Origin of the sequence: Stenotrophomonas sp. B2 (assembly GCF_014947095.1) — a bacterium.
GTDB classification, from domain to species: Bacteria; Pseudomonadota; Gammaproteobacteria; order Xanthomonadales; family Xanthomonadaceae; genus Stenotrophomonas; species Stenotrophomonas maltophilia_P.
In genome coordinates, this window is the sequence record NZ_JADCQA010000001.1 from 37,360 (window position 1) to 63,498 (window position 26,139).

The following is a 26,139-nucleotide window of genomic DNA, read 5'->3' on the forward strand; positions in this document are numbered from 1 at the left end:
TGCCATGCCCCGAACCGTCTTCTGCCAGTACGAACAACGCGATGCCGAGGGCCTGGACTTCGTGCCCTATCCGGGCGAACTGGGCCAGCGCATCTTCAACCACATCGGCAAACAGGCCTGGGCGGCATGGCTGGCGCACCAGACCATGCTGATCAACGAGAACCGCCTGTCACCGCGCGATCCGAAGCATCGCGCGTTCCTGGAAGGGGAACTGGTCAAGTTCCTGTTCGAGAAGGACGCGGAGAAGCCCGCCGGCTTCGTCCCGGAAGCCTGATCCGGAGATGGCGCCGGCCTAGTTCGCCGGCTCCTCGCGCTCCTGCACCTGCGCCTGCCGCAGCTCCTGTTCCGAAGCACGCAGCGCCTTCACGTCAAGCTTGCGGATGCTGCTGATGAAGCACGGCAGGCGCGGGCCTCCGGCCGGGTCCCGGACCAGCACCTTGTCGAAGCGGGCCGACACGCGGTTCATGCGGCTGGTCAGGCCAATGGCGGTCGCAAACGACAGATCCTGGCAGGGGCCGTTCAATTCCAGCAGGTAGGCCTCGCTGGGCCGGGTCCATACCGCCAGTGCACTGTCGCCCAGTTCGGTCCAGCCGTTGAGGCTGCCGAAGAACTGCATGTCATTCTGCGGTGCGCCGGCGTGCGCCCGGTACAGGTCCAGCCGCTCGGCACTGCTCAGGCGGCCGGTGGTCGCACACGCGGCCAGGGCAAGGCAGAGCCCTGCGATCACAAGCGGGGTCTTCATGTCGATCTCCACGGGGAACCGGGGCCATCATGCGCCTGCCCGGGTATGGGCGGCGAGAATCCCGGCGCCACCGTTCAGGCGCCGGGAGGTGCACGTTGCCGGCCGCTCAGACGTCGGCGTGGGCCAGCTCGTGCAGGCGCCCTTCGCGCAGTTCCAGCACCCGGTCCAGGCGCCGCGCCAGACCGCGGTCGTGGGTGACCAGCACCAGGCTGGTATGGCGGGCACGATTGAGTTCGAGCATCAGGTCGAACACGGTGCCGGCCGTGCGATCGTCCAGGTTTCCGGTCGGCTCGTCGCCCAGCACGCAGGCCGGATGATTCACCAGCGCGCGCGCCACCGCCGCACGCTGGCGCTCGCCACCGGAAAGCTCGCCCGGTTTGTGGTCCAGGCGATGGCCCAGCCCGACCGACTCCAGCAGCAAGGTTGCGCGCGCGGCCGCCTCCTCCACTTCAGGACGACCACGGACGAAGGCGGTGGCCCCGTTGACGATGCTGGCCAGCGCCGTCCCCACCACGCCCAGGCCGGCGAACATCGCCCGCTGTGACATCGGCGAATGCGAGCGGGACAGCAGCAGCGGCATCATCACGTTTTCCAGCGCGGTGAATTCCGGCAGCAGGTGATGGAACTGGTAGACAAAGCCCAGCGCCTGGTTGCGCAGCAGGCCACGCGCGGTATCCGACAGCGCCGACATGCGTTGACCGGCCACGTACACCTCGCCGGCACTGGGTACGTCCAGTCCCCCCAGCAGGTGCAGCAGCGTGCTCTTGCCGGCACCGGACGCGCCGATGATGGCCACGGTTTCACCCGCGGTGACGGTCAGGTTCAGGCCGTCGAATACCGGGGTCTGCATGCGCCCTTCGGCATAGATCTTGCCGAGGTGCTCGGCGCGGATCACTTCCTGGCCGCGGTCAAAGGCTTCATTCATAGCGCAGGGCCTCCGCCGGCTGGGTGCGTGCCGCCCGCCAGGCGGGATACAGGGTGGCCAGGAAGCTCATCAGCAGCGCGACCACGGTGATCACCACCACGTCGCCGGTCTGCATGTCCGTCGGCAGGCCGGTGATGTAGTACACGTCTTCCGGCAGCAGCTTGACGTTGAACACGCGCTCGATGGCACCGAGGATGCGTTCCAGGTTGAAGGTCAGGGTGATGCCGCCGATCAGTCCGGCCAGCGTGCCGAAGATGCCGATCAACGAGCCCTGCACCATGAACACCTGCATCACCCCGGCCGGGGTCAGGCCAAGCGTGCGCAGGATGGCGATGTCCGCCTGCTTGTCGGTGACCAGCATCACCTGCGAGGACACCAGATTGAACGCGCCCATGGCGATGATCAGCGACAGCAGGATGCCCATCACCACTTTTTCCATGCGCAGCGAGTGGTAGAGATTGGCGTTCTGCTGGGTCCAGTCACTCACGCGATAGGCGCCGCCGAGGTTCTGCGCAAGGTCCACGCCGACTTCCAGCGAGCGGTCCATGTCGTGCAGCTTCAGGCGCACGCCGGTCGCGCCATCGGCGCGCAGCACGCGCTCGAGATCCTTCATGTTGGCGAAGCCGACGCCGCGGTCGACCTCGTTGTAGCCGGCCTCGAAAATACCGCTGACGGTGAAGCGTTTCATCCGCGGAACGGCGCCTGCAGGTGTGCCCTGCACTTCGGCGAAGGTCACCAGCACCTGGTCGCCGACATCGACGCCCAGCCAGATCGCCAGTTCCTTGCCCAGCAGCAGATTGAAGCTGCCGGGTTTCAGGCTGTCGTAGCTGCCCTTGACCACCTTCTGGTCGATCACCGACACCTTCGGCTCCAGTGCCGGGTCGATGCCCTGGATGATCGCACCCTGCACGCGCGGGCCGCTGATCATCGACTGGATCTCGATATAGGGTGCGGCGCCCGCCACGCGCGGGTCCTTGTTGGCCACGTCCACCACGCGCATCCAGTCCGGCATGGGCTCGCCGTCGCGACTGATGGTGGTATGCGCCGTCATCTGCAGCAGGCGGCTGCGGATTTCCTTCTGGAAGCCGCTCATCACCGCCAGGGTGGTGATCAGCACCGTAACCCCGAGCGCGATGCCCAGGATCGATGCCATCGAAATGAAGGAGATGAAGCCGTTGCGGCGCTTGGCGCGCAGGTAGCGCAGGCCGATGGCCACGGGAATGGGTTTGAACATGCAGGCACGCCGGACGATTCAGCCTATGGTGCCATCGACCGGGCTCGACGGGAAACGGCGCGTGCGGCGACGGCCAGTCGCAGTTCACGTCGCTGCCGGGCATCGAGCACATCCGGCCAGAACAGCAGCCGCCGTTGCCGCCGCCCCTGGTGCCCATGCAGCAACAGCCACGGGCCGCGGATCACCAGCTGTGGAGCGTCCAGCGCCTGCCCCGCCACCTGCAGCGGAGCGGGCAACGCGGGCAGGCACACCCTCACCTTCGGCCGGCGCAGGCGCCAGAAGAGCTCGGCCAGGCCCAGCGCCCAGACCAGCAGTACGACGGGAACCAGGGCGTCTCGGGGCAGATCCGAAGCGCGCAGCAGCCAGGGGGCGGCGAGCAGTACCGCCAGCTGGGCACCCGCCTGCAGCCGTGAAGGGCGCCACTCAAGGCTTGAGGGCGCGGATCCTGTCCATGAGCGGGATGGCGTGCGCATGCGGGCAGACCTCGTAGCCCATGAACCAGCGCCACAATTTATCGTCCTCACAGTCGAGCAGGAACAGGAAAACCTCGCGCTCTTCGGTCGGCGCAGCGCTCCATTCGCGGTCGAGGTAACGTTCGAACAGCTGGTCCAGTTCGCGCATGCCACGCCGGCAGCGCCAGCGCAGCTTCTTCAGCAGGGTTTCTTCATCCATTGCAGGCCTCCAGATACAGCGAAGCCACGCATGGCGTGGCTCGGCTGGGGTGCGTGCGGCCGCCGTCGATGCGGCCGCATGCGGGATGGATCAGGCGCGACGCTCCATCATGAGCTTCTTGATCTCGGCAATCGCCAGCGCCGGGTTCAGGCCCTTCGGGCAGGTGCGGGCGCAGTTCATGATGGTGTGGCAGCGGTACAGCTTGAACGGATCTTCCAGATCGTCCAGGCGCGCACCGGTGTCCTCATCGCGCGAGTCGATGATCCAGCGGTAGGCCTGCAGCAGGATCGCCGGCCCCAGGTAACGCTCGCCGTTCCACCAGTAGCTCGGGCAGCTGGTCGAGCAGCAGGCGCACAGGATGCACTCGTACAGGCCATCGAGCTTCTTGCGGTCTTCCGGCGACTGCAGGCGCTCGCGATCCGGCGGCGCCGGGGTCTGCGTGCGGATCCACGGCTTGATCGAGGCGTACTGCGCGTAGAAGTGGGTCAGGTCCGGAACCAGATCCTTGACCACGTTCATGTGCGGCAACGGGTAGATCGGCACTTCCTTCTTGCCGCAGTCCGCGATGGCGCGGGTGCAGGCCAGCGTGTTGGTGCCGTCGATGTTCATCGCGCACGAACCGCAGATGCCTTCGCGGCAGGAGCGACGGAAGGTCAGGGTCGGGTCGATCTCGTTCTTGATCTTGATCAGCGCGTCCAGGACCATCGGGCCGCAGGCGTCCAGATCGACCTCATAGGTATCGGTGCGCGGATTGCTGTCGTCGTCCGGACTCCAGCGGTAGATCTTGAAGGTACGCACGTTCTTGCCGCCGTTCTTGACGGGGAAGTGCTGGCCCTTCGTGATCTTGGAATTCTTGGGGAGTGAAAACTCGGCCATGGCTGCTCTCGTTGGCTCAGGCGGCCCGCGCCCTCAAGGCGCGGATTGCATGGTAGGCGGGGTCGGATCAGTACACGCGCGGCTTCGGCGGCACCACGGACACGTCATCGGTCAACGTGTACATGTGCACCGGACGGTAGTCGAAGCTGCACTTGCCCTTCTCGTCGACGCTGACCAGGGTGTGCTTCTGCCAGTTGACGTCGTCGCGGTCCGGGAAGTCCTCGTGCGCATGCGCGCCGCGGCTTTCCTTGCGCTGTTCGGCCGAGTTGATCGTCGCCACCGCGTTGAGCAGCAGGTTGTTCAGCTCGTAGGTCTCGATCAGGTCCGAGTTCCACACCAGCGAACGGTCCGAGACCTTCACGTCCTGGAACGAATCGAAGATCTTGTCCATCTTCTCGCAGCCTTCCTTCAGCGTCTGGCTGGTGCGGAAGACGGCCGCGTCGGCCTGCATGGTGCGCTGCATGCGGTCGCGGATGACCGAGGTCGGGGTATCGCCGTTGGCGTGGCGCAGCTTGTCCAGCAGGCCCAGCGCCTTGTCGCAGGCATCGGCCGGCAGCGGCTTGTGCGCCGCGCCCGGCTTGATGGTCTCGGCACAGCGGTTGGCCACCGCGCGGCCGAACACCACCAGATCCAGCAGCGAGTTGGAGCCCAGGCGGTTGGCGCCGTGCACGGACACGCAGGCGGCTTCGCCGATGGCGTACAGGCCCGGCACCACGGCATCGGGGTTGTCGCCGACCTTGCGCACCACTTCACCGTGGTAGTTGGTCGGGATGCCACCCATGTTGTAGTGCACGGTCGGGATGACCGGGATCGGCTGCTTGTGCACGTCGACGCCGGCGAAGATGCGGGCGCTCTCGGCGATGCCCGGCAGCTTGTCATCGATCACGCCCGGGCCCAGGTGGGTCAGGTCGAGCAGGATGTGATCCTTGTGCTCGCCGACACCGCGGCCTTCGCGGATCTCGATGGTCATCGAACGGCTGACCACGTCGCGCGATGCCAGATCCTTGTAATGCGGTGCATAGCGCTCCATGAAGCGCTCGCCGCTGCTGTTGCGCAGGATGCCACCTTCACCGCGGACACCCTCGGTGATCAGGCAGCCGGCGCCGTAGATGCCGGTCGGGTGGAACTGCACGAACTCCATGTCCTGCATCGCGATGCCGGCACGCATGGCCAGGCCGCCACCGTCGCCGGTGCAGGTATGCGCGGAAGTTGCGCTGAAATAGGCTCGGCCGTAGCCGCCGGTGGCCAGTACCACGCCCTGGGCGCGGAACAGGTGCAGCGTGCCGTCGGACATGTCCAGGGCCAGCACGCCGCGGCAGACGCCTTCGTCGTCGAAGATCAGGTCGAGCGCGAAGTACTCGATCATGAAGCGCGCGTCGTGCTTCAGCGACTGCTGGTACAGCGTATGCAGCATCGCGTGGCCGGTACGGTCGGCCGCCGCGCACGTGCGCTGCGCCGCCGGGCCTTCGCCGTACTTGGTGGTCATGCCACCGAACGGGCGCTGGTAGATCTTGCCTTCGGCGGTACGCGAGAACGGCACGCCGTAGTGCTCGAGCTCGATGATGGCCGGAATGGCCTCACGGCACATGTATTCGATGGCGTCCTGGTCGCCCAGCCAGTCCGACCCCTTGATGGTGTCGAAGAAGTGGTAACGCCAGTCGTCCTCACCCATGTTGCCGAGCGCGGCGGAGATACCGCCCTGGGCGGCGACGGTGTGCGAACGGGTCGGGAAGACCTTGGTCAGGCACACGGTCTGCAGGCCCTTGGCGGCCAGGCCGAACGTGGCACGCAGGCCGGCGCCGCCGGCGCCCACCACGACCATGTCGTACTTGTGTTCGGTGATCTTGTAAGCGGACATCTAGTCTGGATTCCTGTGTAGGTGCCTGGGCTCAGGCAACGCCGAGGGCGATGCGGCCCACCGCGAACACACTGACGATCATGCCGAGCACGGCGACGAACTTCACCGCGGTCTGCAGCACCAGGGCCAGCAGCGATTCGTGGATGTAATCTTCCAGCACGACCTGCATGCCGAGCTGTGCGTGCCAGAACATGGCGATCAGCAGGCCGATCAGCGGCACCGCGTTCCACGGCTTGGCGATGGCAGCAGTGGCGGTCGCGTAGTCGGAACCCAGCAGGCCCAGCACGAAGACCAGGAACCAGATCCCCAGCACCACCAGGGCGGCGGCGGTCAGGCGCTGGTGCACGAAGTGCTCGGTGCCGGTCTTGGCCGAACCCAGGCCACGCACGTTCTTCAGCGGAGTACGGAACTTGCTCACGCGGCACCTCCAAACATCACGTAGGCCCACACCAGCAGGGTGATCACCAGGCTGCCGATGACCGACAGCCAGCTGCTGCGGATGAAGGCGGGGATGCTGAAGCCGATGGCGAAGTCCTGCACCACATGGCGGATGCCATTGCACAGGTGATAGGCGAACGACCATGTCCACGCGAACAGGAACACGCGGCCATACCAGGCCCCGGCATGGCCGGTGAAGCAGTTCCACGAATCGGGCCCCATCATCAGGGCCAGCAGGCCCGCAGCGATGATGAGGGCACCAACAGACAGAAAGACGCCAGTGGCTCGATGCAGGATCGAGGTGGCCATCTGAATCTGCCAGCGATACACCTGAAGGTGCGGGGAAAGTGGGCGTTGTCTGGTCGCCATTCGCTGGGCTCGTTGTCTCGGCTGGGCGGCACGCGGCCGCGTTGGCTCAATGCTGATCAGAAATCGATGCAGCGTCCGTTTTTCTCCCAATCGCCATACCGCACCGGATCGAGTCCGCCGCGGCCGCCGAATTCCTCTGCCTTTTCCTGTTCCACGGGCACGGGTGCCGCAGGGACCAGCGGGGCTTCAGTTTCGTCGTCGGGAGTGGGGGTTGTTTGGCCTATCATGGTCGGTCTCGCAACGCACAAATTTTAGACCTCGTTCACGTGCCTGACAACCTGCCCCCTGCTTTCGTCGGATATCCACGCCTTCCGGGCCACCAGCTGGTGAGCCTGCAGGGCGTGGACGCAGCTGCCTTCGCCCACGCCCAGTTCAGCAGCGATGTCCTCGCTCTGCCCCAGCAGCACTGGCAGTGGAGCGCCTGGCTGAGTGCCAAGGGCCGCACCCTGGCGGTGTTCCAGCTGCTCCGGCTGGCTGAGGATCACGTGATGCTGGTGTTCGCCGATGGCGACGCGGATGCGACTGCGTCGCAACTGCAGCGTTTCGTGTTCCGCCGCAAGGTCAAGGTGCAGCTGCGCGACGATCTGGCCGTGGCCGGCGCGTTCACCGCACCGGAAGCGGCTACCGGCGCGGCGATCGCCGCCAATGCAGGCGGTTGGGAGCTGGACCTGGGCAGCGACGCGCTGCCGCGCGCGCTGCGCATCGGTGCCGCTGACACCTTCCCGGCCGGTGGGCCGGACGACGACGCGGCCTTTGCATTGGCCTGGCGCCAGGCTGACCTGCGGTATGGCCTGCCCCGGCTGGAGCAGAGCCAGCGCGAGGTGTGGACGCCGCAGCAGTTGGGGCTGGACCGTCTGAACGGCTACAGCGTGAAGAAAGGCTGCTACCCGGGCCAGGAAATCGTCGCCCGCACCCACTTCCTCGGCAAGGCCAAGCGCGCGGTGCAGCTGCTGCACACCCGTGCGCCGGCGCAGGCCGGTGACGGCGTGCAGCAGGACGGCGTGGCACTGGGCACGATCGCCAGCGTGGCCGGCGATCTCGCGCTGGCGGTGCTGCCGCTTGAAACGAGCGACGCTGCGCTGCAGGTCGGCGATGCGCCCGCGCAGCGGATTCCACTGCTGGATGGCCTGGCGCGCTGAGGCTGCGCCCCATCCACGCAGGGCGGGGATCTGCCGATGACGCCGGGCATGGCCCGGCGCCACCGAGTCTTACAGGCGCTCGCCGGTTTCCGCGTTGAAGAAGTGCAGGCCCTGCGGATGGATCGCCACGCGGATGTCCTCGCCCACGGCCGGCAGCGCCTGCGGCGCCACCCGCATGGTCAGTGCATGCTGGCCGCTGCTGAGGTTGACGAAGATCTCGTTGCCGACCGGCTCGATGCCCTCGATGCGCGCGGTGAACGCATGCGCGTCGTCGCCCGTGGCGGGCTGCAGGTGCTCCGGGCGCACGCCGACGTTGATCGGCTTCTGCAGCCATGCGGGGTCGATCGTGGCCTGGCCCAGCGGCGCGCGCCACTCACCCTCGACCACCGTCACGCCGCCCGCATCGCCCTGCAATGTCCCGCGCAGCACGTTCATCGCCGGGCTGCCGAGGAAACCGGCCACGAACAGGTTGGCCGGGCGGTCATACAGCGCCATCGGCGTATCGATCTGCTGGATGATGCCGTCCTTGAGCACCACGATGCGCTGGCCCAGCGTCATCGCTTCGACCTGGTCGTGCGTGACATAGATCATGGTCGTACCCAGCTTGCGGTGCAGCTGCGCGATCTCGGTACGCACGCTGTGGCGCAGCTTGGCATCGAGATTGGACAGCGGCTCGTCGAGCAGGAACACCGCAGGTTCGCGCACCAGCGCGCGCCCCAGCGCAACACGCTGGCGCTGGCCACCTGACATCGCCTTGGGCAGCTTGTCCATCATCTCGGTCAAGCCCAGCGTCTGCGCCGCTTCGGCAATCCGCCTGTCGATGGTGGCCTTGTCGTGGCCACGCAGCTTCAGGCCGAACGCCAGGTTCTCGGCCACGGTCATGTGCGGGTAAAGCGCATAACTCTGGAACACCATGGCGATGTCGCGATCCTTCGGTGCCACATCGTTGACCACGCGGTCACCGATGCTCAGCGTGCCACCGCTGATCTCCTCCAGGCCTGCCACCATCCGCAGCAGGGTCGACTTACCACAGCCGGAAGGACCGACCAGCACCATCAGTTCGCCATCGGCGACCTCGAAAGTGGCGTCCTTCACCGCAACCTGGCCGTTGTCGTAGACCTTGCGCACACCCTGCAACTGCACTTTTGCCATATCACCTGATCCGGTCTGCCCGACGCCGGGCTGTCTTTTGGGACTGCCTCGGCCCTCCCGATGGCAGCAATGATTGCGCGACTGCCGCATGACGGCGAGCACTGCAATCGAATACAGTTGCCCATTCTGCCATGTAAACGTTTTCACGTGGCACTATCCGATGGTCGGTGCGCACCGACCTGCGTCGGCGGACAATGGAACGTTCGCCGGTGCGGTGGTTTCGAATGGAACGGCCTGCTGGTATCCCCTGCAGATCGCGTTCCGCGAACCTCGGACAGGCAGTTGCGCGGATGTCCCCCGAACCCAGCCATGAAGCGATTGACAACGATGTCACCCGGATCTGAAACTCGAGCGATGCACGACACCCTCTTCCTGTTCGGTGCCACAGGTGATCTGGCCCAGCGCTACCTGTTCCCTTCGCTGCTGCGCCTGCTTGGCGATGGTCTGCTGCCGGAGGATTTCCGCATCCGTGCGCTGGCCCTGTCCGGCCATGACACCGACGCCTTCCATGACATCCTGCGTCCGCGCCTGCAGCAGGCCATGCCGATGGCCTCGCAGGACGACATCGCCGCGCTGCTGCGCCGCATCGACTACCGTTCGGTGGACCTGCGCGATGTCGACTCGGTCGCCGCCGCCGTCTCCGACCTGGTGGACCGCCGGTGCGTGAGCTACCTGGCCATTCCGCCGGGCCTGTACATCTCCACCTGCGAAGGCCTGGCCAAGGGGGGCGCCCTCGCCGCACCGGCCCGGCTGATGCTGGAGAAGCCGATCGGCAGCGACAGCGAAAGTGCCGAAGAGATCATCAGCACCATCGGCCAGTGGATCGACGAAGACCGCGTGTTCCGCCTGGATCACTATCTGGGCAAGGCTGCGGTGCAGAACCTGATCGCCCTGCGCTTCGGCAACACCCTGCTGGAGGCGGTGTGGAACCGCAACTACATCGAGTCGGTGCACATCCTGGTCGCAGAGAGCGAAGGCGTGGACGGCCGCGACGCGTACTACGCACGCTCCGGCGCCCTGCGTGACATGGTGCAGAGCCATATCCTGCAGCTGCTGTGCCTGGTGGCGATGGAACCGCCGGCTTCGCTCGAAGCCGACCGCATCCGCGACGAGAAGGTCAAGGTGCTGCGCGCCCTGCGCCCCCTCGACGCCCAGCATGCCGCCCGCGACAGCGTGCGCGGCCGCTATACCGCCGGCACCATCAACGGCCAGCCGGCACAGGCCTACCAGCCGCCGGAAGGCAGCGACGTGGAAACCTTCGCCGGCGTCACCGCGCACATCGACAACTGGCGCTGGTCCGGCGTTCCTTTCCATCTGGTCACCGGCAAGCGCCTGCCCGAGCGCACCACCCGCGTGGTGGTGACCCTCAAGCCGGTCACCCATTGGCTGTTCGAGCGCCCGCAGCGCGCGCAGGCCGCACCCAATCGCCTGGTGTTCCAGCTGCAGCCGCAGGAAAACATCGAGCTGGGCCTGATGAGCAGCCTGGCCGGTCCGGAATGGGGCGCGCTGGAACTGCATCCGCTGGAACTGGAGCTGTCGGTGCCGACGGGACTGCACCGCCGCATCGCTTACGAGCGCCTTTTCCTGGACGCCTTCAACGGCAACCATGCACTGTTCGTGCGCGACGACGAAGTGCGCGCCGCCTGGGCGTGGATCGACAGCGTCGCCGATGCCTGGAAGGCAGCCGGCCTGCCGCTCCAGCCTTACCCTGCTGGCCAGTGGGGTCCGGCCGATGCCACCGGCTTCCTGCCACAGGGCGTGGATGCGCCGGACACCGGAGCCTCGGCATGAGTGGCAGCTCGCAGCCGGTTCTGGTCGCCGACATCGGCGGCACCAATGCCCGCTTCGCACTGGCCGACACTTCGCTGGATGCGCCGCTGCAGAAGGACAGCATCCGCGAGTTCGCGGTCGCCGAGTTCCCGTCGCTGGGCGATGCCGCCCGCCACTACCTTGAGCAGGCCGGGGCCAGCGCGCGCCGCGGCGTGTTTGCCGTGGCCGGCCGCGTCGATGGCGACGAGGCACGCATCACCAACCATCCGTGGGTGATCTCGCGCAGCCGCACCGCAGCGATGCTCGGCTTCGACGAGCTGCACCTGATCAACGACTTCGCCGCACAGGCGATGGCCGTCGCCCTGCTGCAACCGCAGGATGTGGTGCAGATCGGCGGTGCGCACTGGACGCCGGCCGCACCGGGCCAGCCACGCAACTACGGAGTGATCGGCCCTGGCACGGGCCTCGGCGTCGGTGGCCTGGTGGTGCGCCACGGCCGCAGCTACCCGCTGGAAACCGAAGGCGGTCACGTCAGCTTCCCGCCGGGCACGCCGGAAGAAGTGCGGATCCTGGAGATCCTGTCCGAGCAGTTCGGCCGCGTGTCCAACGAGCGTCTCATCTGCGGTCCCGGCCTGGTCAACATCCATCGTGCGGTCTGTGAGATGGCCGGTGTCGACCCGGGCCATCTGCAGCCGGCCGACGTCACCGCCCGTGCCGCGCTCGGCGATCCGCAGGCGATGCGCACCGTGGATGTGTTCTGCGCAGTGTTCGGCGCCATCGCCGGCGACCTGGTGCTGATCCAGGGTGCCTGGGATGGCGTGTTCCTCACCGGCGGCCTGGTGCCCAAAATGCTGGATTCGCTGCAGCACTCCGGCTTCCGCCAGCGCTTCGAGCACAAGGGCCGGTTTTCCTCGATCATGGCGCGGGTGCCTTCGCTGGCGATCATGCACCCCTGCCCCGGCCTGCTGGGCGCTGCCGCCTATGCAGCCGATGCCGAACGTGACGCTCCGGGAGTTGCCGCATGAGCCCTGTCTTCCAGGACGACCGCATCGATTTTGTCAGTCACGGCGATGCCGATGGCTGGATCGAAGCGGTGGCCACCGAAATGGCACAGACCATCAACCGTGACATCAACGAAGTCGGCCGCGCACGCATCCTGCTGTCCGGTGGCACCACGCCGGCGCCGGTGTACCAGGCGCTGGCAGAAATGGAAGTGCACTGGGACCGCGTGGAAGTGAGCCTGGCCGATGAGCGCTGGCTGTCGCCGCAGGATCGCGACAGCAATGCCTGGCTGGTACGCGAGCACCTGCTCAAGCGCGCCGAAGGTGCACATTTCGACCCGCTGGTGCGCATCGGCAAGCCGCTTCCGGAATGCGTGTACACCGCCAATCTGCAGGCACAGCACAGCCAGCCGCCCAGCCTGGTCGCGCTCGGCATGGGCAATGATGGCCACACGGCCTCGTTGTTCCCCGGCTCGAAGGACCTGGCCCGCGCGCTGGAAAGCCCCCTGCCCTATGCCGCACTGGATGCGACCGGCTGCCCGGGCGCCAACCAGTGGCCGCTGCGGATCACGCTGACCCCGCACGGCCTGCGCCAGTGCCGCCAGCGCCTGCTGCTGCTGCGCGGCAAGCAGAAGCTGCAGGTGCTGCGGCAGGCGCTGGACAGCAACAATGCCCAGCAGTACCCGATCCTCAACGCAATCCACCTGGAAGGCGCGCGCCTGCGCGTCCACTGGGCAGATTGATGTCGGTGGCGGCATATCGCCGCCGCCCACCTCTCGCCACCTCGAACGCCGGTAGCCAATGAGCCTCCATCCGCAACTGCAAGCCATCACCGACCGCGTCATCCGTCGCAGCGCTGCCTCGCGCGCGGCCTACCTGGCCGCTGTCGACGCCGCCCTGCGCGAAGGCCCCTTCCGCAGCCGCCTGAGCTGCGGCAATCTCGCCCATGGTTTCGCTGCCTGCGGCGGCACTGACAAGAGCCGCCTGCGCGGCGGGGTGACGCCGAACCTGGGCATCATCACCGCCTATAACGACATGTTGTCGGCCCACCAGCCGTTCGAGACCTATCCGGAGCAGATCCGCGGGATCGCCCGTGAACTGGGCGCCACCGCGCAGGTGGCCGGCGGTGTGCCGGCGATGTGCGACGGCGTCACCCAGGGCCGCGGCGGCATGGAACTTTCGCTGTTCTCGCGCGATGTGATCGCGCAGGCCACCGCGATCGGCCTCAGCCATGACATGTTCGATACCACGGTCTACCTTGGCGTGTGCGACAAGATCGTGCCCGGCCTGCTGATCGGCGCGCTCGCGTTCGGCCACCTGCCGGCGGTGTTCATTCCGGCCGGCCCGATGACGCCGGGCATTCCGAACAAGCAGAAGGCCGAGGTGCGCGAACGCTATGCGGCCGGCGAAGCCACCCGCGAAGAACTGCTGGAGGCCGAGTCGGCCTCCTACCATGGCGCAGGCACCTGCACCTTCTACGGTACCGCCAACTCCAACCAGGTACTGCTGGAAGCGATGGGCGTGCAGCTGCCAGGCGCATCCTTCGTCAACCCGGGCACTGCGCTGCGCGATGCGCTCACCCGCGAGGCCACCGAGCGTGCGCTGGAGATCACCGCGCTGGGCGAGGATTTCCGTCCGCTCGGCCGGATCATCGACGAGCGCGCGATCATCAACGCCGTCATCGCCCTGATGGCCACCGGCGGCTCGACCAACCACACCATCCACTGGATCGCGGTCGCACGTGCCGCCGGCATCGTGCTGACCTGGGACGACTTCGACGAGCTGTCGCAGCTGATTCCCCTGCTGGCCCGCGTCTATCCGAACGGCGAAGCCGACGTGAACCGCTTCGCGGCGGCCGGCGGCCCGGCTTTCGTGTTCGGCGAACTGATCAGGGCCGGGCTGATGCACGGCGACCTGGTCAGTGTGGCGCGCGGCGGCATGGCCGATTACGCCCGCGAACCGCAGCTGCGTGACGGCACCCTGGTCTATCTGCCCGGGCTGGAGCGCAGTGCCGACGAGGAGGTGGTGCGCGGCGTCGACGCTCCGTTCGAGAGCCAGGGTGGCCTGCGCCTGCTGCGCGGCAACCTGGGCCGGTCGTTGATCAAACTGTCGGCGGTGAAGCCGCAATACCGCTCGATCGAAGCACCGGCCGTTGTCGTTGATGCGCCCCAGGTGCTCAACAAGCTGCATGCTGCCGGGCTGCTTCCCCAGGATTTCGTGGCGGTGGTGCGCTACCAGGGCCCGCGCGCGAACGGCATGCCGGAGCTGCATTCGCTGGCGCCGCTGCTGGGCCTTCTGCAGAACCAGGGCCGACGCGTTGCGCTGGTCACCGATGGCCGGTTGTCCGGGGCGTCGGGCAAGATCCCGGCAGCGATCCATGTCACGCCGGAAGCCGCGCGTGGGGGTCCGCTGGCGAAAGTCCGCGAAGGCGACATCATCCGCCTGGACGGCGAGGCAGGCACGCTGGAGGTCCTGGTGGACGCTGCCGAATGGGCAGCACGCACGCAGGCTCCGAACACCGCACCCGCGGCCAATGATCTGGGCCGCAACCTGTTCGCGATCAACCGTCGTGTGGTCGGGCCGGCCGATCAGGGGGCCATTTCGATTTCGTGCGGGCCGGCAGCGGCCGATGGCGGGCCGTGGGATTACGACGCCGAGTACGAACTGGGACACGATGCGGCGGCTGCGGCAGCGCCGCATGAGGCGAAGGACGCCTGAGGGTTGAACAGCGCTGCGGGTGTGTTGCGGCGGTGAGTGTGCTGGTGGCGGCGTCACACTTTCGGGCGCATCAACGCCGCGAAGTGATCACTGAAAATCAAATTCGGAAGCAAAGGCAGAAGCAGAGCTATGGGTATCGAACAACATCAGCTGAAGGCGGCGGAGCTGTTGCATGCGGCGGGCATCCTGCCGGTGGTGACGATTCATACGCTGGACCAGGCCCGTGCGGTGAGTGCGGCGCTGCTGGAAGGCGGTCTGCCGGCGATCGAGCTGACGTTGCGCACGCCGGTGGCGATGGAGGCGTTGGCCATGCTCAAGCGCGAACTGCCGGACGTGGTGGTGGGTGCCGGTACGGTGCTGACCGTTGAGCAGATGCAGCAGTCGATTGATGCCGGCGCGGACTTCCTGGTGACCCCGGGTACGCCGCCCGCGCTGGCCGATGCGCTGGCCGCTGCGCCGCTGCCGGTGGTGCCCGGTGCGGCGACGCCGACCGAGCTGCTGTCGCTGCATGCGCGCGGATTCCGGGTGTGCAAGCTGTTCCCGGCCACGGCGGTCGGCGGCCTGGCGATGATCAAGGGCGTGGCCGGTCCAATTGCCGATCTGAAGCTGTGCCCGACCGGCGGCATCACGGAAAACACCGCCGCCGAGTACCTCGAGCAGAAGAACGTCGTCTGCATCGGTGGCTCATGGATGGTGCCCGGCAACTGGATTGCGGACGGCGACTGGGACAAGGTGCGCGCCAGCGCCATGCAGGCGGCGGCCATCGTCAAGCGCGTGCGCGGCACCTGAGCGCCCGATGGGTGAGCGCGGGGCCGACGCTTGGCCCCGCGACCGCGGGCCGGAACTGGAAGACAGATTCCGGGCGCGCGACGCACCTCAGCCGTTGGCTGAAACCCTCACAGCGGCCGTGCCGGATCCACCAGCCCGTACTGGCTGGCCATGCGCGCCAGCGCGATGTTGTCATGGATACCCATCTTCTCGAACAGGCGTGCCTTGTGCGTGTTGACGGTCTTGGCGCTGAGGCTGAGGCGGCGCGCGATGTCTTCCTGGCGCAATCCCTGGGTCAGCAGCAGCGCCACTTCCAGCTCGCGCGGAGACAGGGTGTCGAACGGCGAACCATTCCCCTCCACCGTCGACAGCGCCAGATTCTGCGCGATGCTGGTGCCCAGGTAGCGGCGCCCGCCTGCCACGTCGCGCACCGCGCGCAGCAGTTCCTGGGCGTCGCAGCCCTTGCCGATGTACCCAGCCGCGCCGGCTTCCAGCAGCCGCTTCGGCAGCGGGCCATCCTCCAGGACGGACACGATCACCACGCGCGTGCTGCGATGGCCGCGCACGATGCGCTCGGTCACTTCCATGCCGCTGACACCCGGCAGGTGCAGGTCGCACAGCACCACGTCCGGCTGCAGCTGGCGGATCTCGCGCAGCGCGTCCTCGCCGGTCTCGGCCTCGCCCACCACCTCGATGTCGGTCTCACCCGACAGGATCATCTTCATCCCGGTGCGGACCAGTGCGTGGTCGTCCACCAGGTAGACTCGAATCGTCATTCACGTACCTCTTCGAATGCGGCCATTGCGGGTCAAGCTAGGCAGGGTGCCGAACCCTCGCAAGCGCGGTCGAAGTGCATACCGGGCAAGAGTGCCGGGTTGATCACAGTCTCACGCATTGTGCTTACCCCCTGTCTTGCAGAACCCACTGCAACGAAACAGCTCATCTATCACGTAGACGCCCGCGAAGAGCCATCCACGTCACTCCCCCTGTGTTGATGCTTCGCTGGCCGTCGATGGCGGCGAATCGCGGCGTCGCCAGGGATGCCGACGACTGAACATGACCAGGTAGCACCCTACCACCCAAACCAGTGCTGCACACCATCCGGCCAGGATATCCGACGGGTAATGGACCCCGAGATAGACCCGGGACACGCTGACCAGCAAGCTGAACGCAGGGGCCAGCACCAGCACCGGCCAGCGCCAGCGGGTATTCCAGGCCAGAAGTACCAGGGTTGCCGCCAGGGTCATCGACCCCATGGCGTGGCCGCTGGGGAAACTGAACGTCGATTCCGGTGCGATGGACTCCCACAGGCTGGGGCGGTCCCGCTGGAAGAACCGCTTGCTGCCCATGTTCAACAGTGCCGATCCGAGGAAACTGACGGCCACGAAGGTGGCCTCGCGCCAGCGGCGGTAGCCCAGCAGTGCCGCGACGATCAGCACATCGGCGGGAATCAGGAACCACTCGTAACCCAGCCGGGACAGCAGCACGAAGAACCGGTCCAGCCACGGCGAATGCAGGCCGTGCATCTGCCACAGCAGCGGCGCGTCGAAATGGAACGATTCAAACTCATGCACCTCGTCGGCCAGCGCGACGAAGCCGGCCAGCGGCAACAGCACGCCGGCGAACAGCAGGACCAGGCGCCACGCATTGCGCGCCATCCAGTGACGGAAGCCGGAGGCCGGCTCCGGCGCGGCAAGGATCGCGGGCTTATCCTGCGCTTCGGACATAGGTTCGTTCGACGTAGTCGTCGATCAGGGCGACGAATTCCTGGGCGATGTTCTCGCCACGCAGGGTCACCTTCTTCTCGCCATCGACGAACACCGGCGCCGACGGCGCCTCCCCGGTTCCCGGCAGCGAGATGCCGATGTTGGCGTGCCGCGATTCTCCCGGGCCGTTGACCACGCAGCCCATCACCGCCAGGGTCATGTTTTCCGCCCCCGGGTGCTGCACTTTCCACAGCGGCATCTTCTCGCGCACGTGGTTCTGCACCACCTTGGCCAGCTCCTGGAAGAACTCGGAGGTGGTGCGGCCGCATCCCGGACAGGCTGTCACCAGCGGCGTGAACGCGCGCTGGCCGGTGGTCTGCAGCAGCTCCTGGGCGACGATCACTTCCTGCGTCCGCGACTGGCCCGGCTCGGGCGTCAGCGAGATGCGGATGGTGTCGCCGATACCTTCCTGCAGCAGCACGCTCAGCGCCGCTGCCGACGCAACGATGCCCTTGCTGCCGATGCCGGCTTCGGTCAGGCCCAGATGCAGCGCGAACTCCGAACGCTGTGCCAGGTCACGGTAGACCGCGATCAGCTCCTGCACGCCACTGACCTTGGCCGACAGCACGATGCGGTCGCGGGGCAGGCCCAGCTCCACGGCCTGTTCGGCCGAATCCAGCGCTGACCGGATCAACGCCTCGCGCAGGACACGTCCGGCGTCCCAGGGCTGCTCGCGCTCGTTGTTCTCATCCATCAGCCTGGCCGCCAGCGCCTGGTCCAGCGAGCCCCAGTTGGCGCCGATGCGCACCGGCTTGTTGTAGCGGATGGCGAACTCGATCAACTGCGCGAACTGCAGGTCCTTCTTCTTGCCGAAGCCCACATTGCCCGGATTGATGCGGTACTTGGCCAGTGCTTCGGCACACGCCGGTTCGGCGGTCAGCAACTGATGGCCGTTGTAGTGGAAATCACCGATCAGTGGCACGTCGATGCCCATCATCGCCAGCTTGTCGACGATGCGCGGGATCGCGGCCGCGGCCTCGACGGTGTTGACGGTCAAGCGCACCATTTCCGAACCGGCGCGCCAGAGCTCGGCGACCTGCTTCACGCTGGAGGCCACGTCGGAGGTGTCGGTATTCGTCATCGACTGCACCACCACCGGCCTGCCGCCGCCGACGGTGACTCCGCCGATCTGGACGGCGTGGGTCTGGCGACGGGACCAGGCGGTGGGCTCGGAAGGCGGGGTCGGGCGGGTAACGGCGTCGTGCATGCGGGCATTCTAGCGCCCGCCTCCGGTTTCCGGGTGACTCGCATTCAGCCGCCGGCACGGCTGCGGCCGATTGTCGCAGGCACACCCGCCCGCGAACGCATACGATGGGCGCGAATGACCGGTCCCGACGCCCCGTTTCTCCGCACCCTGTGCAGCCTGCGATGGCTGGCCGTGGCCGGCCAGGCCGCCACCATCCTGGTCGCCACCTGGGTGCTGGGCCTGCCGCTGCCGCCACTGCCGCTGTGGGCCGGCGTCGCCGTGCTCGCGCTGTTCAATGTCTACACCCAGCTGCGGCCGGAAGGGGCCGATACCGCGCCACTGACAGCCTTCGGCCACATCCTGGTGGACGTGATCATCCTGACCTGGATGATCAGCTGGAGCGGCGGCATGGCCAATCCGTTCAGCTCCCTGTTCCTGATCCTGATTGCGTTGGCCGCCTTCGCCCTGCCCCTGCGCTGGGCGTTGGCGGTGGCCCTGGCCTGCCTGCTCGGCTACGCCGCCAGCGGACTGTTCGGCCAGCCGCTGCCGGACGGCTACTTCCGTGCGCAGGACCTGAACCGCTGGGGCGTGGTCGCCAATTTCCTGATCTCCGCCACTGTCGTGCTGACGTTCTCCACGCGCCTGGCCCTGGCCCTGCGGCAACGGGAACTGGAGCTCTCGGCACTGCGTGAACGCTTCGCCCGCAACGAGGGCATTGTCGCCCTGGCCACCCACGCCGCCTCGGTGGCGCATGAACTGAACACGCCGCTGGCGACCATGACCCTGCTGGCCGACGACGTTGCCGAGCGCAGCGAGGAGCCGGAAGTGCGCGAGGACATGGAAACCCTGCGCGAACTGCTCGTGCAGTGCCGCGAACGGGTGCTGGCACTGGCCGCGCCGGCATCGGCCGACATGCCCGGACGCAGCCGCTCCAGCGCCCAGCAGGTGCTGGAACAATGGCGGCTGGTGCGGCCGACCATCGACCTGCACCGCAACGACGATGCGCCGCTGCGGCTGCCGCTGGACCCCGGCGTGGGCCACCTGCTGATGGTCCTGCTCAACAACGCGGCCGATGCCGGAGAGCAGGCCGGGCGCCCGCGCGTGGACCTGAGCCTGCGCATCGACGGCGACGACCTGATCGGCGAAGTCCGCGACTACGGCCACGGCTTCGATGCCCGTGCCGCCGTGCTGCCGGGCACGCTGTTCGGCAGCAGCAAGAGCGAGGGCATGGGCGTCGGCCTGGCCCTGTCCCATGCCACCATCGAACGCCTCGACGGCGAGATGTGGATGCGCCCGGCCCAGGGGGCCGGCAGTCGCGTCGGCTTCCGCCTGCCGCTGGCCCCACGCGAGGACACCCCATGAGCCTGCACCACTCCACCCAGGGCCTGCTGGTCGACGACGACGAGCTGTACCTGCGTACCCTGCAGCGCAGCCTGGCGCGCAAGGGACTGGAAACGCAGACCGCGCAGGACGCGGCCACTGCGCTGATGCTGGCCCGCCAGCATCCACCGGCCTTCGCGCTGATCGACCTCAAGCTCGGCAGTGATTCCGGCCTGGCCCTGATCCAGCCCCTGCGTGCCCTGCGTGCGGACATGCGGATCCTGCTGGTCACCGGTTATGCCAGCATCGCCACAGCCGTGGAAGCCATCAAGCTGGGCGCAGACGATTATCTGCCCAAGCCGGCAACGGTACCGATGATCCTGCGCGCGCTGGGCGAAGAGGACGACGGCCCGGCCGACGACGGCGAGATGGAAGTCCCCGACGCGATGACGCCGATCAGTCGCCTGCAGTGGGAACACATCCAGCAGGCGATGCACGAGACGGGCGGCAACGTGTCCGCTGCCGCCCGCCTGCTCGGCATGCACCGACGGTCGCTGCAGCGCAAACTGGCCAAGCGGCCAAGCCCGGAACGCGATCCGAGCCGTTGAGCCCGGGGTCGCGTCCGCCGGGCATGGCCCGGCGCTACCGGATTTGCGCCAGGATCTCGCGGGTCATCGGGTCGGCGATCGCCACGCCCTCGCCCTGCAATGCCGGCAGCAACTGGTTGGCCAGCTGCTTGCCCAGCTCGACCCCGAACTGGTCGAAGGCGTTGATGTTCCAGATCACCGACTGCACGTACACCGCGTGCTCGTACATGGCGATCAGCGCACCCAGCGCCTGCGGCGTCAGTGCATCGAGCAGGATCAGCGTACTCGGACGACCGCCCGGGTAGTCGCGGTGCGGATCGTCGCTGCCCTGACCGTTGGCCAGCGCTTCGGTCTGCGCCAGCAGGTTGGCCAGCAGCGCCTGATGATTGACGGTATAGGGATCGTCGTTGTGCACACAGCCGATGAAGTCAGCCGGGACGATGCTGGTGCCCTGGTGCAGCGCCTGGAAGAAACTGTGCTGCACATCGGTGCCCGCACCGCCCCACCACACCGGCACGGTATCGGTGGTCACCGGCTGGCCATCACGCTGCACGCGCTTGCCCAGGCTTTCCATCACCAGCTGCTGCAGATAGGCCGGCAGCAACGCCAGGCGCTGGTCGTAGGTCATCACCGCATGGGTGGCGCAGCCCAGCAGGTTGCGGTTCCAGATGTCGGTCAGGCCATGCAGCACCGGCAGATTGCGCTCCAGCGGTGCATCCAGTGCGTGCGCGTCCATCTGCGCCGCACCCTCCAGCAGCTGTTCGAAACGCTCGAAGCCGATCGCCAGCGCAATCGGGAAGCCGACCGCCGACCACAGCGAGTAACGGCCACCGACCCAGTCCCACATCGGCAGCACGCGCTCTGCGCCGATGGCGAAGGCCTTCGCTGCGCGCTCGGGATTGGCGCTGACGGCATACAGGCGTTCACTGCCACCCAGCCAGTCGTGCAGGATCTGGCCGTTGAGCAGGGTTTCCTGTGTGCCGAAAGTCTTGGAGATCAGGATGCCGGCGGTGCGCGCCGGGTCAAGCGTGGCCAGCGTGCGCTGCATGGCCGCGCCGTCCACGTTCGATACGAAATGCACGCGCAGGCGCGCGCCGCTGACCGGGCGCAGCGCATCGGCGACCAGCCGCGGGCCAAGATCGGATCCCCCGATGCCGACGCTCACCACGTCGGTCACGCCGCTGTCTTCCAGCGCACGCACGAGGGCTCCCATGCGCTGACGGATTTCGCGTGCAGTGGCATGGGCATCGGCGGCCACGGGCGCGTCGACCACGTCACCACGCAGCGCCGTGTGCAGCGCCGCGCGGCCTTCGGTCAGGTTGACCTGCTCGCCGCGCATCAGGCGGTTGATGGCGCCCCCGACATCGCGTTCTGCTGCCAGCGCCAGCAGCGCCTGCAGCGCCGCGGCGTCGTACTTCTGCCGGGCAAAGTTCACGTACAACGGACCGACCCGCAGCGCCAGCTCCTGCACACGGCCAGGTTCGGCGGCGAGCAGGCTGGGGATGCTTGCGCCCTTCAGGCGCTGGGCGTGGGAATGCAGCGAGTCGAATCCGTTGTTCGTTGTCATGCGGCCTGGGTCGGGATCGTGTCGTTGGTGTGGGTGATCTGGTTGCTGCCATCCACGTACACCAGCTTCGGCTTGAAGCTGTCCGCTTCCTGCTCGGTCATGCTGGCGAAGGCGGCGATGATGATGATGTCGCCGACCTGCACGTGGCGCGCGGCGCCACCATTGAGCGAGACGATGCCGCTGCCGGCTTCGGCGCGGATCGCATAGGTCGAGAAGCGCGCACCGTTGGTCACGTCCCAGATGTGGACCTGCTCGAACTCGCGGATACCGGTGGCAGCCAGCAGGTTGTCATCGATGGCGATCGAGCCTTCGTAGTTCAGCTCGGAGTGGGTGACGGTGGCGCGGTGGATCTTGGTCTTGAGCAGGGACAGGTGCATGGCACGGTACAACGCAGAGGAAAGCGTGGATTCTAGCACCCGCACAACGCGGGGCATCACGACCGGCAAACCGTTCAGGTAGCGCCGGGCATGGCCCGGCGCCACCATCACAGCGGAACTCAGAACTCCAGGTTGTCGATCAGCCGGGTCGTGCCCAGCCGCGCGGCGATCAGCGCCACCCGGCCGCCACCCTCGAATGCCGGCTCGGCCAGCTCGGGCGTGCGCAGCACGGCGTAGTCGACCTGGAAACCAGCCGCCTGCAGCGCGGCGGTGGCATCGGCCTCGATGCGCTCGCGCGGTTGGCCAGCCACATAGCCTTCGCGCATGGCCAGCAGGGTCCGATGAAGGGTCGTCGCGACGGGGCGCTGTTCCGGGCTCAGATACTGGTTGCGCGAACTCTTGGCCAGCCCATCGTCATCACGGACGATCTCCGCACCGACGATCTGGACCGGGAACGACAGCTCGGCCACCATCTGGCGGATCACCGCCAGTTGCTGGTAGTCCTTGCGGCCGAACACAGCCACGTCCGGCTGCACCTGCAGGAACAGGCGGGCGACCACCGTGCAGACGCCATCGAAATGGCCCGGACGGCTGGCACCTTCCAGCACCTCGCTGATGCCGGGCGCGTGCATGCGCGTGGTCTTGTCCACGCCCAGCGGATACATCGCCTCGACGCTCGGCAGCCACACCGCATCGCAGCCGACCTGCTCCAGCCCCGCGAGGTCGGCCTCGGGCGTGCGCGGATACCGGCTGAAATCCTCGTTGGGCCCGAACTGGGTCGGATTGACGAAGATGCTGGCCACCACCCTGTCGGCGTACTGGCGGGCCAGGCTCACCAGCGCGTGATGGCCACCGTGCAGGTTGCCCATGGTCGGCACCAGCGCGACGCGCAGGCCTTCGCGCTTCCACTGGGCGATCTGCCCGCGCAACGCGCCGAGCTCATTGAAGGTCTGGATCATTGGGCGTAAGCGTGCTGTTCGTCGGGGAAGCTGCCGTCACGCACGGCGTCGGCGTAGGCGCGGGTGGCTCCAGCCACCGAGCCCCCTTCGGCAAGGAAATCCTTGACGAATTTCGGTCGGCGATGGCCGCTGTCCAGGCCCAGGAAGTCATGCAGGACCAGCACCTGGCCATCGCACTGCGGACCGGCACCGATGCCGATGGTGGGCACCGGCACTGCAGCGGTGACCTCGGCCGCGACCGGGGTTGGCACGCATTCCAGCACGATGATGCTGGCGCCCGCGTCGGCCACGGCCCTGGCGTCCTCCACCAGCTGCCGGGCCGCATCGCCACGGCCCTGGATCTTGAACCCGCCCAGGCGCAGGACCGACTGCGGGGTCAGGCCCAGATGCGAGCAGACCGGAATCTCGCGTTCGACCAGGTAACGGACGATATCGACCTTGAAGCCGGCCCCCTCGATCTTGACCATCTCCGCGCCTGCCTGCAGCAGCTGCAGCGACGCATCGAGCGCGCGTTCCGGGGTTGCATCGGCACCGAACGGCAGATCGGCAACCAGCAGCGCGCGCTGCAGCACGCGGGCCACGGCGCGGGTGTGATAGACCATGTCGGCCACGGTCACCGGCAGGGTGGAATCGTGCCCCTGCACGACCATGCCCAGCGAATCACCGATCAGGATCAGGTCGACGCCGTTGGCGTCGAAGGTGCGGGCGAAGCCAGCGTCGTAGGCGGTCAACATGACCAGCTTCTGGCCATTCCGCTTGGCCTCGGCCAAGGCGGGAACGGTCCAGGGCTTGCTGTCTGCGTGGGTGCTCATGTGCTGATAACCGGGGGAGATAACCCGGGCATTATCACCCTATTGGCGCAATCCCGCAGGCATCCACCCGCATCACTGCATCCCGCACGCGACCATGGCCGGGGATGGCCAGATCCGGCGCGATCTCGGCCAGCGGCACCAACACGAAGGCACGCTCGTGCAGGTAGGGATGCGGCACCTGCAGACCCGGTTCATCCAGTACCTGCGCGCCATACAGCAGCAGGTCCAGATCCAGTGCCCGCGGTCCCCAGTGCACGGCTGGATCGCGCACGCGACCGAAATGCCGCTCCAGCTCCAGCATCGCCCGCAGCAATCCGGAGGCCGGCAGGCGCGTTTCCACCGACGCCACCGCGTTGACGAACGGCGGCTGATCCTCGTTGCCCCAGGCCGGCGTGGCATACAGGCGCGACGCCTGGGAGCGCCGCGTGTCAGGAAGCGCGTCCAACGCGGCAATCGCCGCACGGACGGTCGCGGCCGCGTCGCCAAGATTGGCGCCCAGGCCGATCCAGGCCAGCGTCACGGCTTACTCGCCAGCGCTGCCGGCCGTGGCACCGGAGCGCCGACGGCGGCGCCGGCGCTTGCGCGGTGCGCCCTCTTCCTCGTCGCCCGGTTCGGCATGCATCGCATCCAGCGCGGATTCCAGCTCGCGGCCCGGTTGCACCTGCGCCTCACGCCAGAACGCCACATCTGCCTCGTGTTCGGCCGACGCGACCTGGCGCAGCGTCAGGAAATCGAACGCTGCACGGAAGCGCGGGTGGGTGAGCGTGCGGAACACGCGCTTGCGCTGGCGCGAGCCGAAACGCGACTGCAACAGCCAGATCTCCTGCATCGGCAGCGAGAAACGGCGCGGCAGCGCGATGGTGCTCAGCTGCTGCACCGTCACGCGGTCGGCAGCACGACGCTGCGCTTCTTCCGGCGCCACGCCCTGCTTGAGCAGGGTGGCCTGCGCCCGGCAGAACGCCGGCCACAGCAGCAGCGCGAACAGGAACGCGGGCGAGACAGGCTCATCGTTGGCCACGCGTGCATCGGTATTGGCCAGGCCCTCGACCAGCATGCGGCGCAGTGCACCGGTGCGGTTCGCCTTCAGCGCCCTGCCACTTTCAGGGAACAGGACGTCGAGCAGGCCGTAGCGCTCCAGGCCTTCGAAACTGGCAACACCGTGGCCGGACAGGAACAGCTTCAGCACTTCCTCGAACAGCCGCGCGGGCGCGGCTTCGTTCAGCAGGCCTGCCAGGTGCGGGATCGGCGCGGCGGTGCCCTCTTCGATCTGGAAGCCGAGCTTGGCCGCCAGGCGCACCGCGCGCAGCATGCGCACCGGGTCCTCGCGATAGCGCTGTTCGGGGTCGCCGATCAGCTTCATCAGGCGCGCCTGGACGTCTTCGAAACCTCCGACGTAGTCGCGCACCGAGAAATCCTCGATCGCGTAGTACAGGGCATTGCAGGTGAAGTCGCGGCGCACCGCGTCGTCTTCGATGCTGCCGTACACGTTGTCGCGCACGAGCATGCCGTTTTCCATTTCGCGGTCGCCGCTGCCGTCATCGACGTTGGCGCGGAAGGTGGCGACTTCGATGATCTCGCGGCCGAACACCACATGGGCCAGGCGGAATCGGCGGCCGATCAGGCGGCAGTTGCGGAACAGCTGTTTGACCTGTTCGGGCGTGGCATCGGTGGCCACGTCGAAATCCTTGGGTTGGCCATTGACCAGCAGGTCGCGCACCGCGCCGCCGACAAGGTAGGCGCCGAAGCCGGCATCGCGCAGGCGATAAAGCACGCGCAGGGCGTTCGGGCTGATGTCCTTGCGGGAAATGGTGTGCTGGTCGCGCGGGATGACGCGCAGGCTGAACGGTGATGGAGCAGGAGAAATGATGTTGGCGCTTCCGGTTGAAGTTTCGGGATTGCCCAA

The 26,139-nt window shown here is 67.3% G+C and carries 29 protein-coding genes; 9 read left to right on the forward strand and 20 right to left on the reverse strand.

Going from position 1 to position 26,139, the window contains the following annotated elements; genetic code table 11:
• Positions 1-4: 4 nt before the first annotated feature.
• Complete coding sequence (locus tag IMX13_RS00165; RefSeq protein WP_053517303.1) at positions 5-274, forward strand: oxidative damage protection protein; 270 nt, start codon at positions 5-7, stop codon at positions 272-274.
• An 18-nt stretch (positions 275-292) separates the two neighbouring features.
• Here the strand turns inward: IMX13_RS00165 and IMX13_RS00170 are convergent, their stop codons facing one another.
• The 10 genes from IMX13_RS00170 to IMX13_RS00215 all read right to left on the reverse strand — a co-directional run bounded on the left by IMX13_RS00170 (position 293) and on the right by IMX13_RS00215 (position 7,341).
• Positions 293-742, reverse strand: coding sequence for a DUF6491 family protein (locus tag IMX13_RS00170; RefSeq protein ID WP_193395522.1), 450 nt, complete (start codon positions 740-742; stop codon positions 293-295).
• A 106-nt stretch (positions 743-848) separates the two neighbouring features.
• Positions 849-1,667, reverse strand: a complete 819-nt coding sequence (locus IMX13_RS00175; RefSeq protein WP_065174957.1) for an ATP-binding cassette domain-containing protein — start codon at positions 1,665-1,667, stop codon at positions 849-851.
• Positions 1,660-2,901 (reverse strand): lipoprotein-releasing ABC transporter permease subunit, encoded by a 1,242-nt coding sequence (locus tag IMX13_RS00180; protein ID WP_065174956.1) that lies wholly within the window; start codon positions 2,899-2,901, stop codon positions 1,660-1,662. Before IMX13_RS00180 ends, IMX13_RS00175 begins: the two co-directional genes overlap by 8 nt.
• 23 nt (positions 2,902-2,924) lie before the next feature.
• Entirely contained in the window at positions 2,925-3,374 is a 450-nt protein-coding gene (locus IMX13_RS00185; RefSeq protein WP_193395523.1) for a hypothetical protein, read from the reverse strand.
• Positions 3,325-3,573 carry a succinate dehydrogenase assembly factor 2 gene (locus IMX13_RS00190; RefSeq protein ID WP_053517299.1) on the reverse strand — a complete coding sequence of 83 codons (249 nt, stop codon included), beginning with the start codon at positions 3,571-3,573 and terminating at the stop codon, positions 3,325-3,327. The genes IMX13_RS00185 and IMX13_RS00190 overlap by 50 nt, the downstream gene beginning before the upstream one ends.
• A 90-nt stretch (positions 3,574-3,663) precedes the next feature.
• Positions 3,664-4,449: a succinate dehydrogenase iron-sulfur subunit gene (locus tag IMX13_RS00195; RefSeq protein WP_053517298.1), complete on the reverse strand. Its 786-nt coding sequence runs from the start codon at positions 4,447-4,449 to the stop codon at positions 3,664-3,666.
• Between the two features lie 67 nt (positions 4,450-4,516).
• Entirely contained in the window at positions 4,517-6,307 is a 1,791-nt protein-coding gene (sdhA, locus tag IMX13_RS00200) for a succinate dehydrogenase flavoprotein subunit (RefSeq protein WP_053517296.1), read from the reverse strand.
• 31 nt (positions 6,308-6,338) lie between these two features.
• Entirely contained in the window at positions 6,339-6,725 is a 387-nt protein-coding gene (gene sdhD, locus IMX13_RS00205; protein WP_053517295.1) for a succinate dehydrogenase, hydrophobic membrane anchor protein, read from the reverse strand.
• Positions 6,722-7,114, reverse strand: a complete 393-nt coding sequence (gene sdhC / locus IMX13_RS00210; RefSeq protein ID WP_004153151.1) for a succinate dehydrogenase, cytochrome b556 subunit — start codon at positions 7,112-7,114, stop codon at positions 6,722-6,724. The genes sdhD and sdhC overlap by 4 nt, the downstream gene beginning before the upstream one ends.
• 56 nt (positions 7,115-7,170) lie before the next feature.
• Complete coding sequence (locus IMX13_RS00215; RefSeq protein WP_074901279.1) at positions 7,171-7,341, reverse strand: DUF1674 domain-containing protein; 171 nt, start codon at positions 7,339-7,341, stop codon at positions 7,171-7,173.
• 39 nt (positions 7,342-7,380) lie between these two features.
• Between IMX13_RS00215 and IMX13_RS00220 the strand changes: the two genes are divergently transcribed.
• Entirely contained in the window at positions 7,381-8,253 is an 873-nt protein-coding gene (locus IMX13_RS00220) for a folate-binding protein YgfZ (protein WP_193395524.1), read from the forward strand.
• A 69-nt stretch (positions 8,254-8,322) separates the two neighbouring features.
• On the opposite strand, the gene ugpC is transcribed toward IMX13_RS00220, so the two are convergent.
• Positions 8,323-9,405, reverse strand: coding sequence for a sn-glycerol-3-phosphate ABC transporter ATP-binding protein UgpC (gene ugpC, locus IMX13_RS00225; RefSeq protein ID WP_065181281.1), 1,083 nt, complete (start codon positions 9,403-9,405; stop codon positions 8,323-8,325).
• A gap of 354 nt (positions 9,406-9,759) precedes the next feature.
• Between ugpC and zwf the strand changes: the two genes are divergently transcribed.
• The 5 genes from zwf to eda all read left to right on the forward strand — a co-directional run bounded on the left by zwf (position 9,760) and on the right by eda (position 15,683).
• A complete protein-coding gene (gene zwf / locus IMX13_RS00230) occupies positions 9,760-11,196 on the forward strand; it encodes a glucose-6-phosphate dehydrogenase (RefSeq protein WP_193395525.1) in 1,437 nt (478 codons plus the stop codon).
• A complete protein-coding gene (glk, locus tag IMX13_RS00235; protein WP_053517290.1) occupies positions 11,193-12,200 on the forward strand; it encodes a glucokinase in 1,008 nt (335 codons plus the stop codon). The genes zwf and glk overlap by 4 nt, the downstream gene beginning before the upstream one ends.
• Positions 12,197-12,919, forward strand: coding sequence for a 6-phosphogluconolactonase (gene pgl, locus IMX13_RS00240; RefSeq protein WP_053517289.1), 723 nt, complete (start codon positions 12,197-12,199; stop codon positions 12,917-12,919). Before glk ends, pgl begins: the two co-directional genes overlap by 4 nt.
• A 58-nt stretch (positions 12,920-12,977) precedes the next feature.
• A complete protein-coding gene (edd, locus tag IMX13_RS00245) occupies positions 12,978-14,894 on the forward strand; it encodes a phosphogluconate dehydratase (RefSeq protein WP_111185432.1) in 1,917 nt (638 codons plus the stop codon).
• Between the two features lie 129 nt (positions 14,895-15,023).
• Positions 15,024-15,683, forward strand: a complete 660-nt coding sequence (gene eda, locus IMX13_RS00250; protein ID WP_128989062.1) for a bifunctional 4-hydroxy-2-oxoglutarate aldolase/2-dehydro-3-deoxy-phosphogluconate aldolase — start codon at positions 15,024-15,026, stop codon at positions 15,681-15,683.
• A 107-nt stretch (positions 15,684-15,790) separates the two neighbouring features.
• Here eda and IMX13_RS00255 read toward each other — a convergent pair whose 3' ends face one another.
• The 3 genes from IMX13_RS00255 to ispG form a co-directional block, all read right to left on the reverse strand.
• Positions 15,791-16,438: a response regulator gene (locus IMX13_RS00255; RefSeq protein ID WP_065174949.1), complete on the reverse strand. Its 648-nt coding sequence runs from the start codon at positions 16,436-16,438 to the stop codon at positions 15,791-15,793.
• A gap of 201 nt (positions 16,439-16,639) precedes the next feature.
• On the reverse strand, positions 16,640-17,389 hold the full coding sequence (locus IMX13_RS00260) for a phosphatase PAP2 family protein (RefSeq protein WP_053517284.1): 750 nt from the start codon (positions 17,387-17,389) through the stop codon (positions 16,640-16,642).
• The gene (gene ispG, locus IMX13_RS00265) at positions 17,370-18,635 is read right to left on the reverse strand and encodes a flavodoxin-dependent (E)-4-hydroxy-3-methylbut-2-enyl-diphosphate synthase (RefSeq protein ID WP_053517283.1); all 1,266 of its coding nucleotides are present in this window, start codon (positions 18,633-18,635) and stop codon (positions 17,370-17,372) included. The genes IMX13_RS00260 and ispG overlap by 20 nt, the downstream gene beginning before the upstream one ends.
• A 114-nt stretch (positions 18,636-18,749) precedes the next feature.
• Here ispG and IMX13_RS00270 point away from each other — a divergent pair, with 114 nt between their 5' ends.
• Together IMX13_RS00270 and IMX13_RS00275 are read left to right on the forward strand one after the other, a co-directional pair.
• Positions 18,750-19,976 (forward strand): ATP-binding protein, encoded by a 1,227-nt coding sequence (locus IMX13_RS00270; protein ID WP_065174948.1) that lies wholly within the window; start codon positions 18,750-18,752, stop codon positions 19,974-19,976.
• A complete protein-coding gene (locus IMX13_RS00275; protein WP_053517280.1) occupies positions 19,973-20,542 on the forward strand; it encodes a response regulator transcription factor in 570 nt (189 codons plus the stop codon). The genes IMX13_RS00270 and IMX13_RS00275 overlap by 4 nt, the downstream gene beginning before the upstream one ends.
• A 34-nt stretch (positions 20,543-20,576) precedes the next feature.
• On the opposite strand, the gene pgi is transcribed toward IMX13_RS00275, so the two are convergent.
• The 6 genes from pgi to pcnB form a co-directional block, all read right to left on the reverse strand.
• A complete protein-coding gene (gene pgi, locus IMX13_RS00280; RefSeq protein ID WP_193395526.1) occupies positions 20,577-22,088 on the reverse strand; it encodes a glucose-6-phosphate isomerase in 1,512 nt (503 codons plus the stop codon).
• Positions 22,085-22,465: an aspartate 1-decarboxylase gene (gene panD, locus IMX13_RS00285; RefSeq protein ID WP_053517331.1), complete on the reverse strand. Its 381-nt coding sequence runs from the start codon at positions 22,463-22,465 to the stop codon at positions 22,085-22,087. Before panD ends, pgi begins: the two co-directional genes overlap by 4 nt.
• Before the next feature lie 119 nt (positions 22,466-22,584).
• Positions 22,585-23,424 (reverse strand): pantoate--beta-alanine ligase, encoded by an 840-nt coding sequence (gene panC / locus IMX13_RS00290; protein ID WP_193395527.1) that lies wholly within the window; start codon positions 23,422-23,424, stop codon positions 22,585-22,587.
• Complete coding sequence (gene panB / locus IMX13_RS00295; RefSeq protein WP_053517276.1) at positions 23,421-24,236, reverse strand: 3-methyl-2-oxobutanoate hydroxymethyltransferase; 816 nt, start codon at positions 24,234-24,236, stop codon at positions 23,421-23,423. Before panB ends, panC begins: the two co-directional genes overlap by 4 nt.
• Positions 24,237-24,270: 34 nt before the next feature.
• Positions 24,271-24,756, reverse strand: coding sequence for a 2-amino-4-hydroxy-6-hydroxymethyldihydropteridine diphosphokinase (gene folK / locus IMX13_RS00300; RefSeq protein WP_193395528.1), 486 nt, complete (start codon positions 24,754-24,756; stop codon positions 24,271-24,273).
• A gap of 3 nt (positions 24,757-24,759) precedes the next feature.
• Complete coding sequence (gene pcnB / locus IMX13_RS00305; RefSeq protein WP_065181273.1) at positions 24,760-26,139, reverse strand: polynucleotide adenylyltransferase PcnB; 1,380 nt, start codon at positions 26,137-26,139, stop codon at positions 24,760-24,762.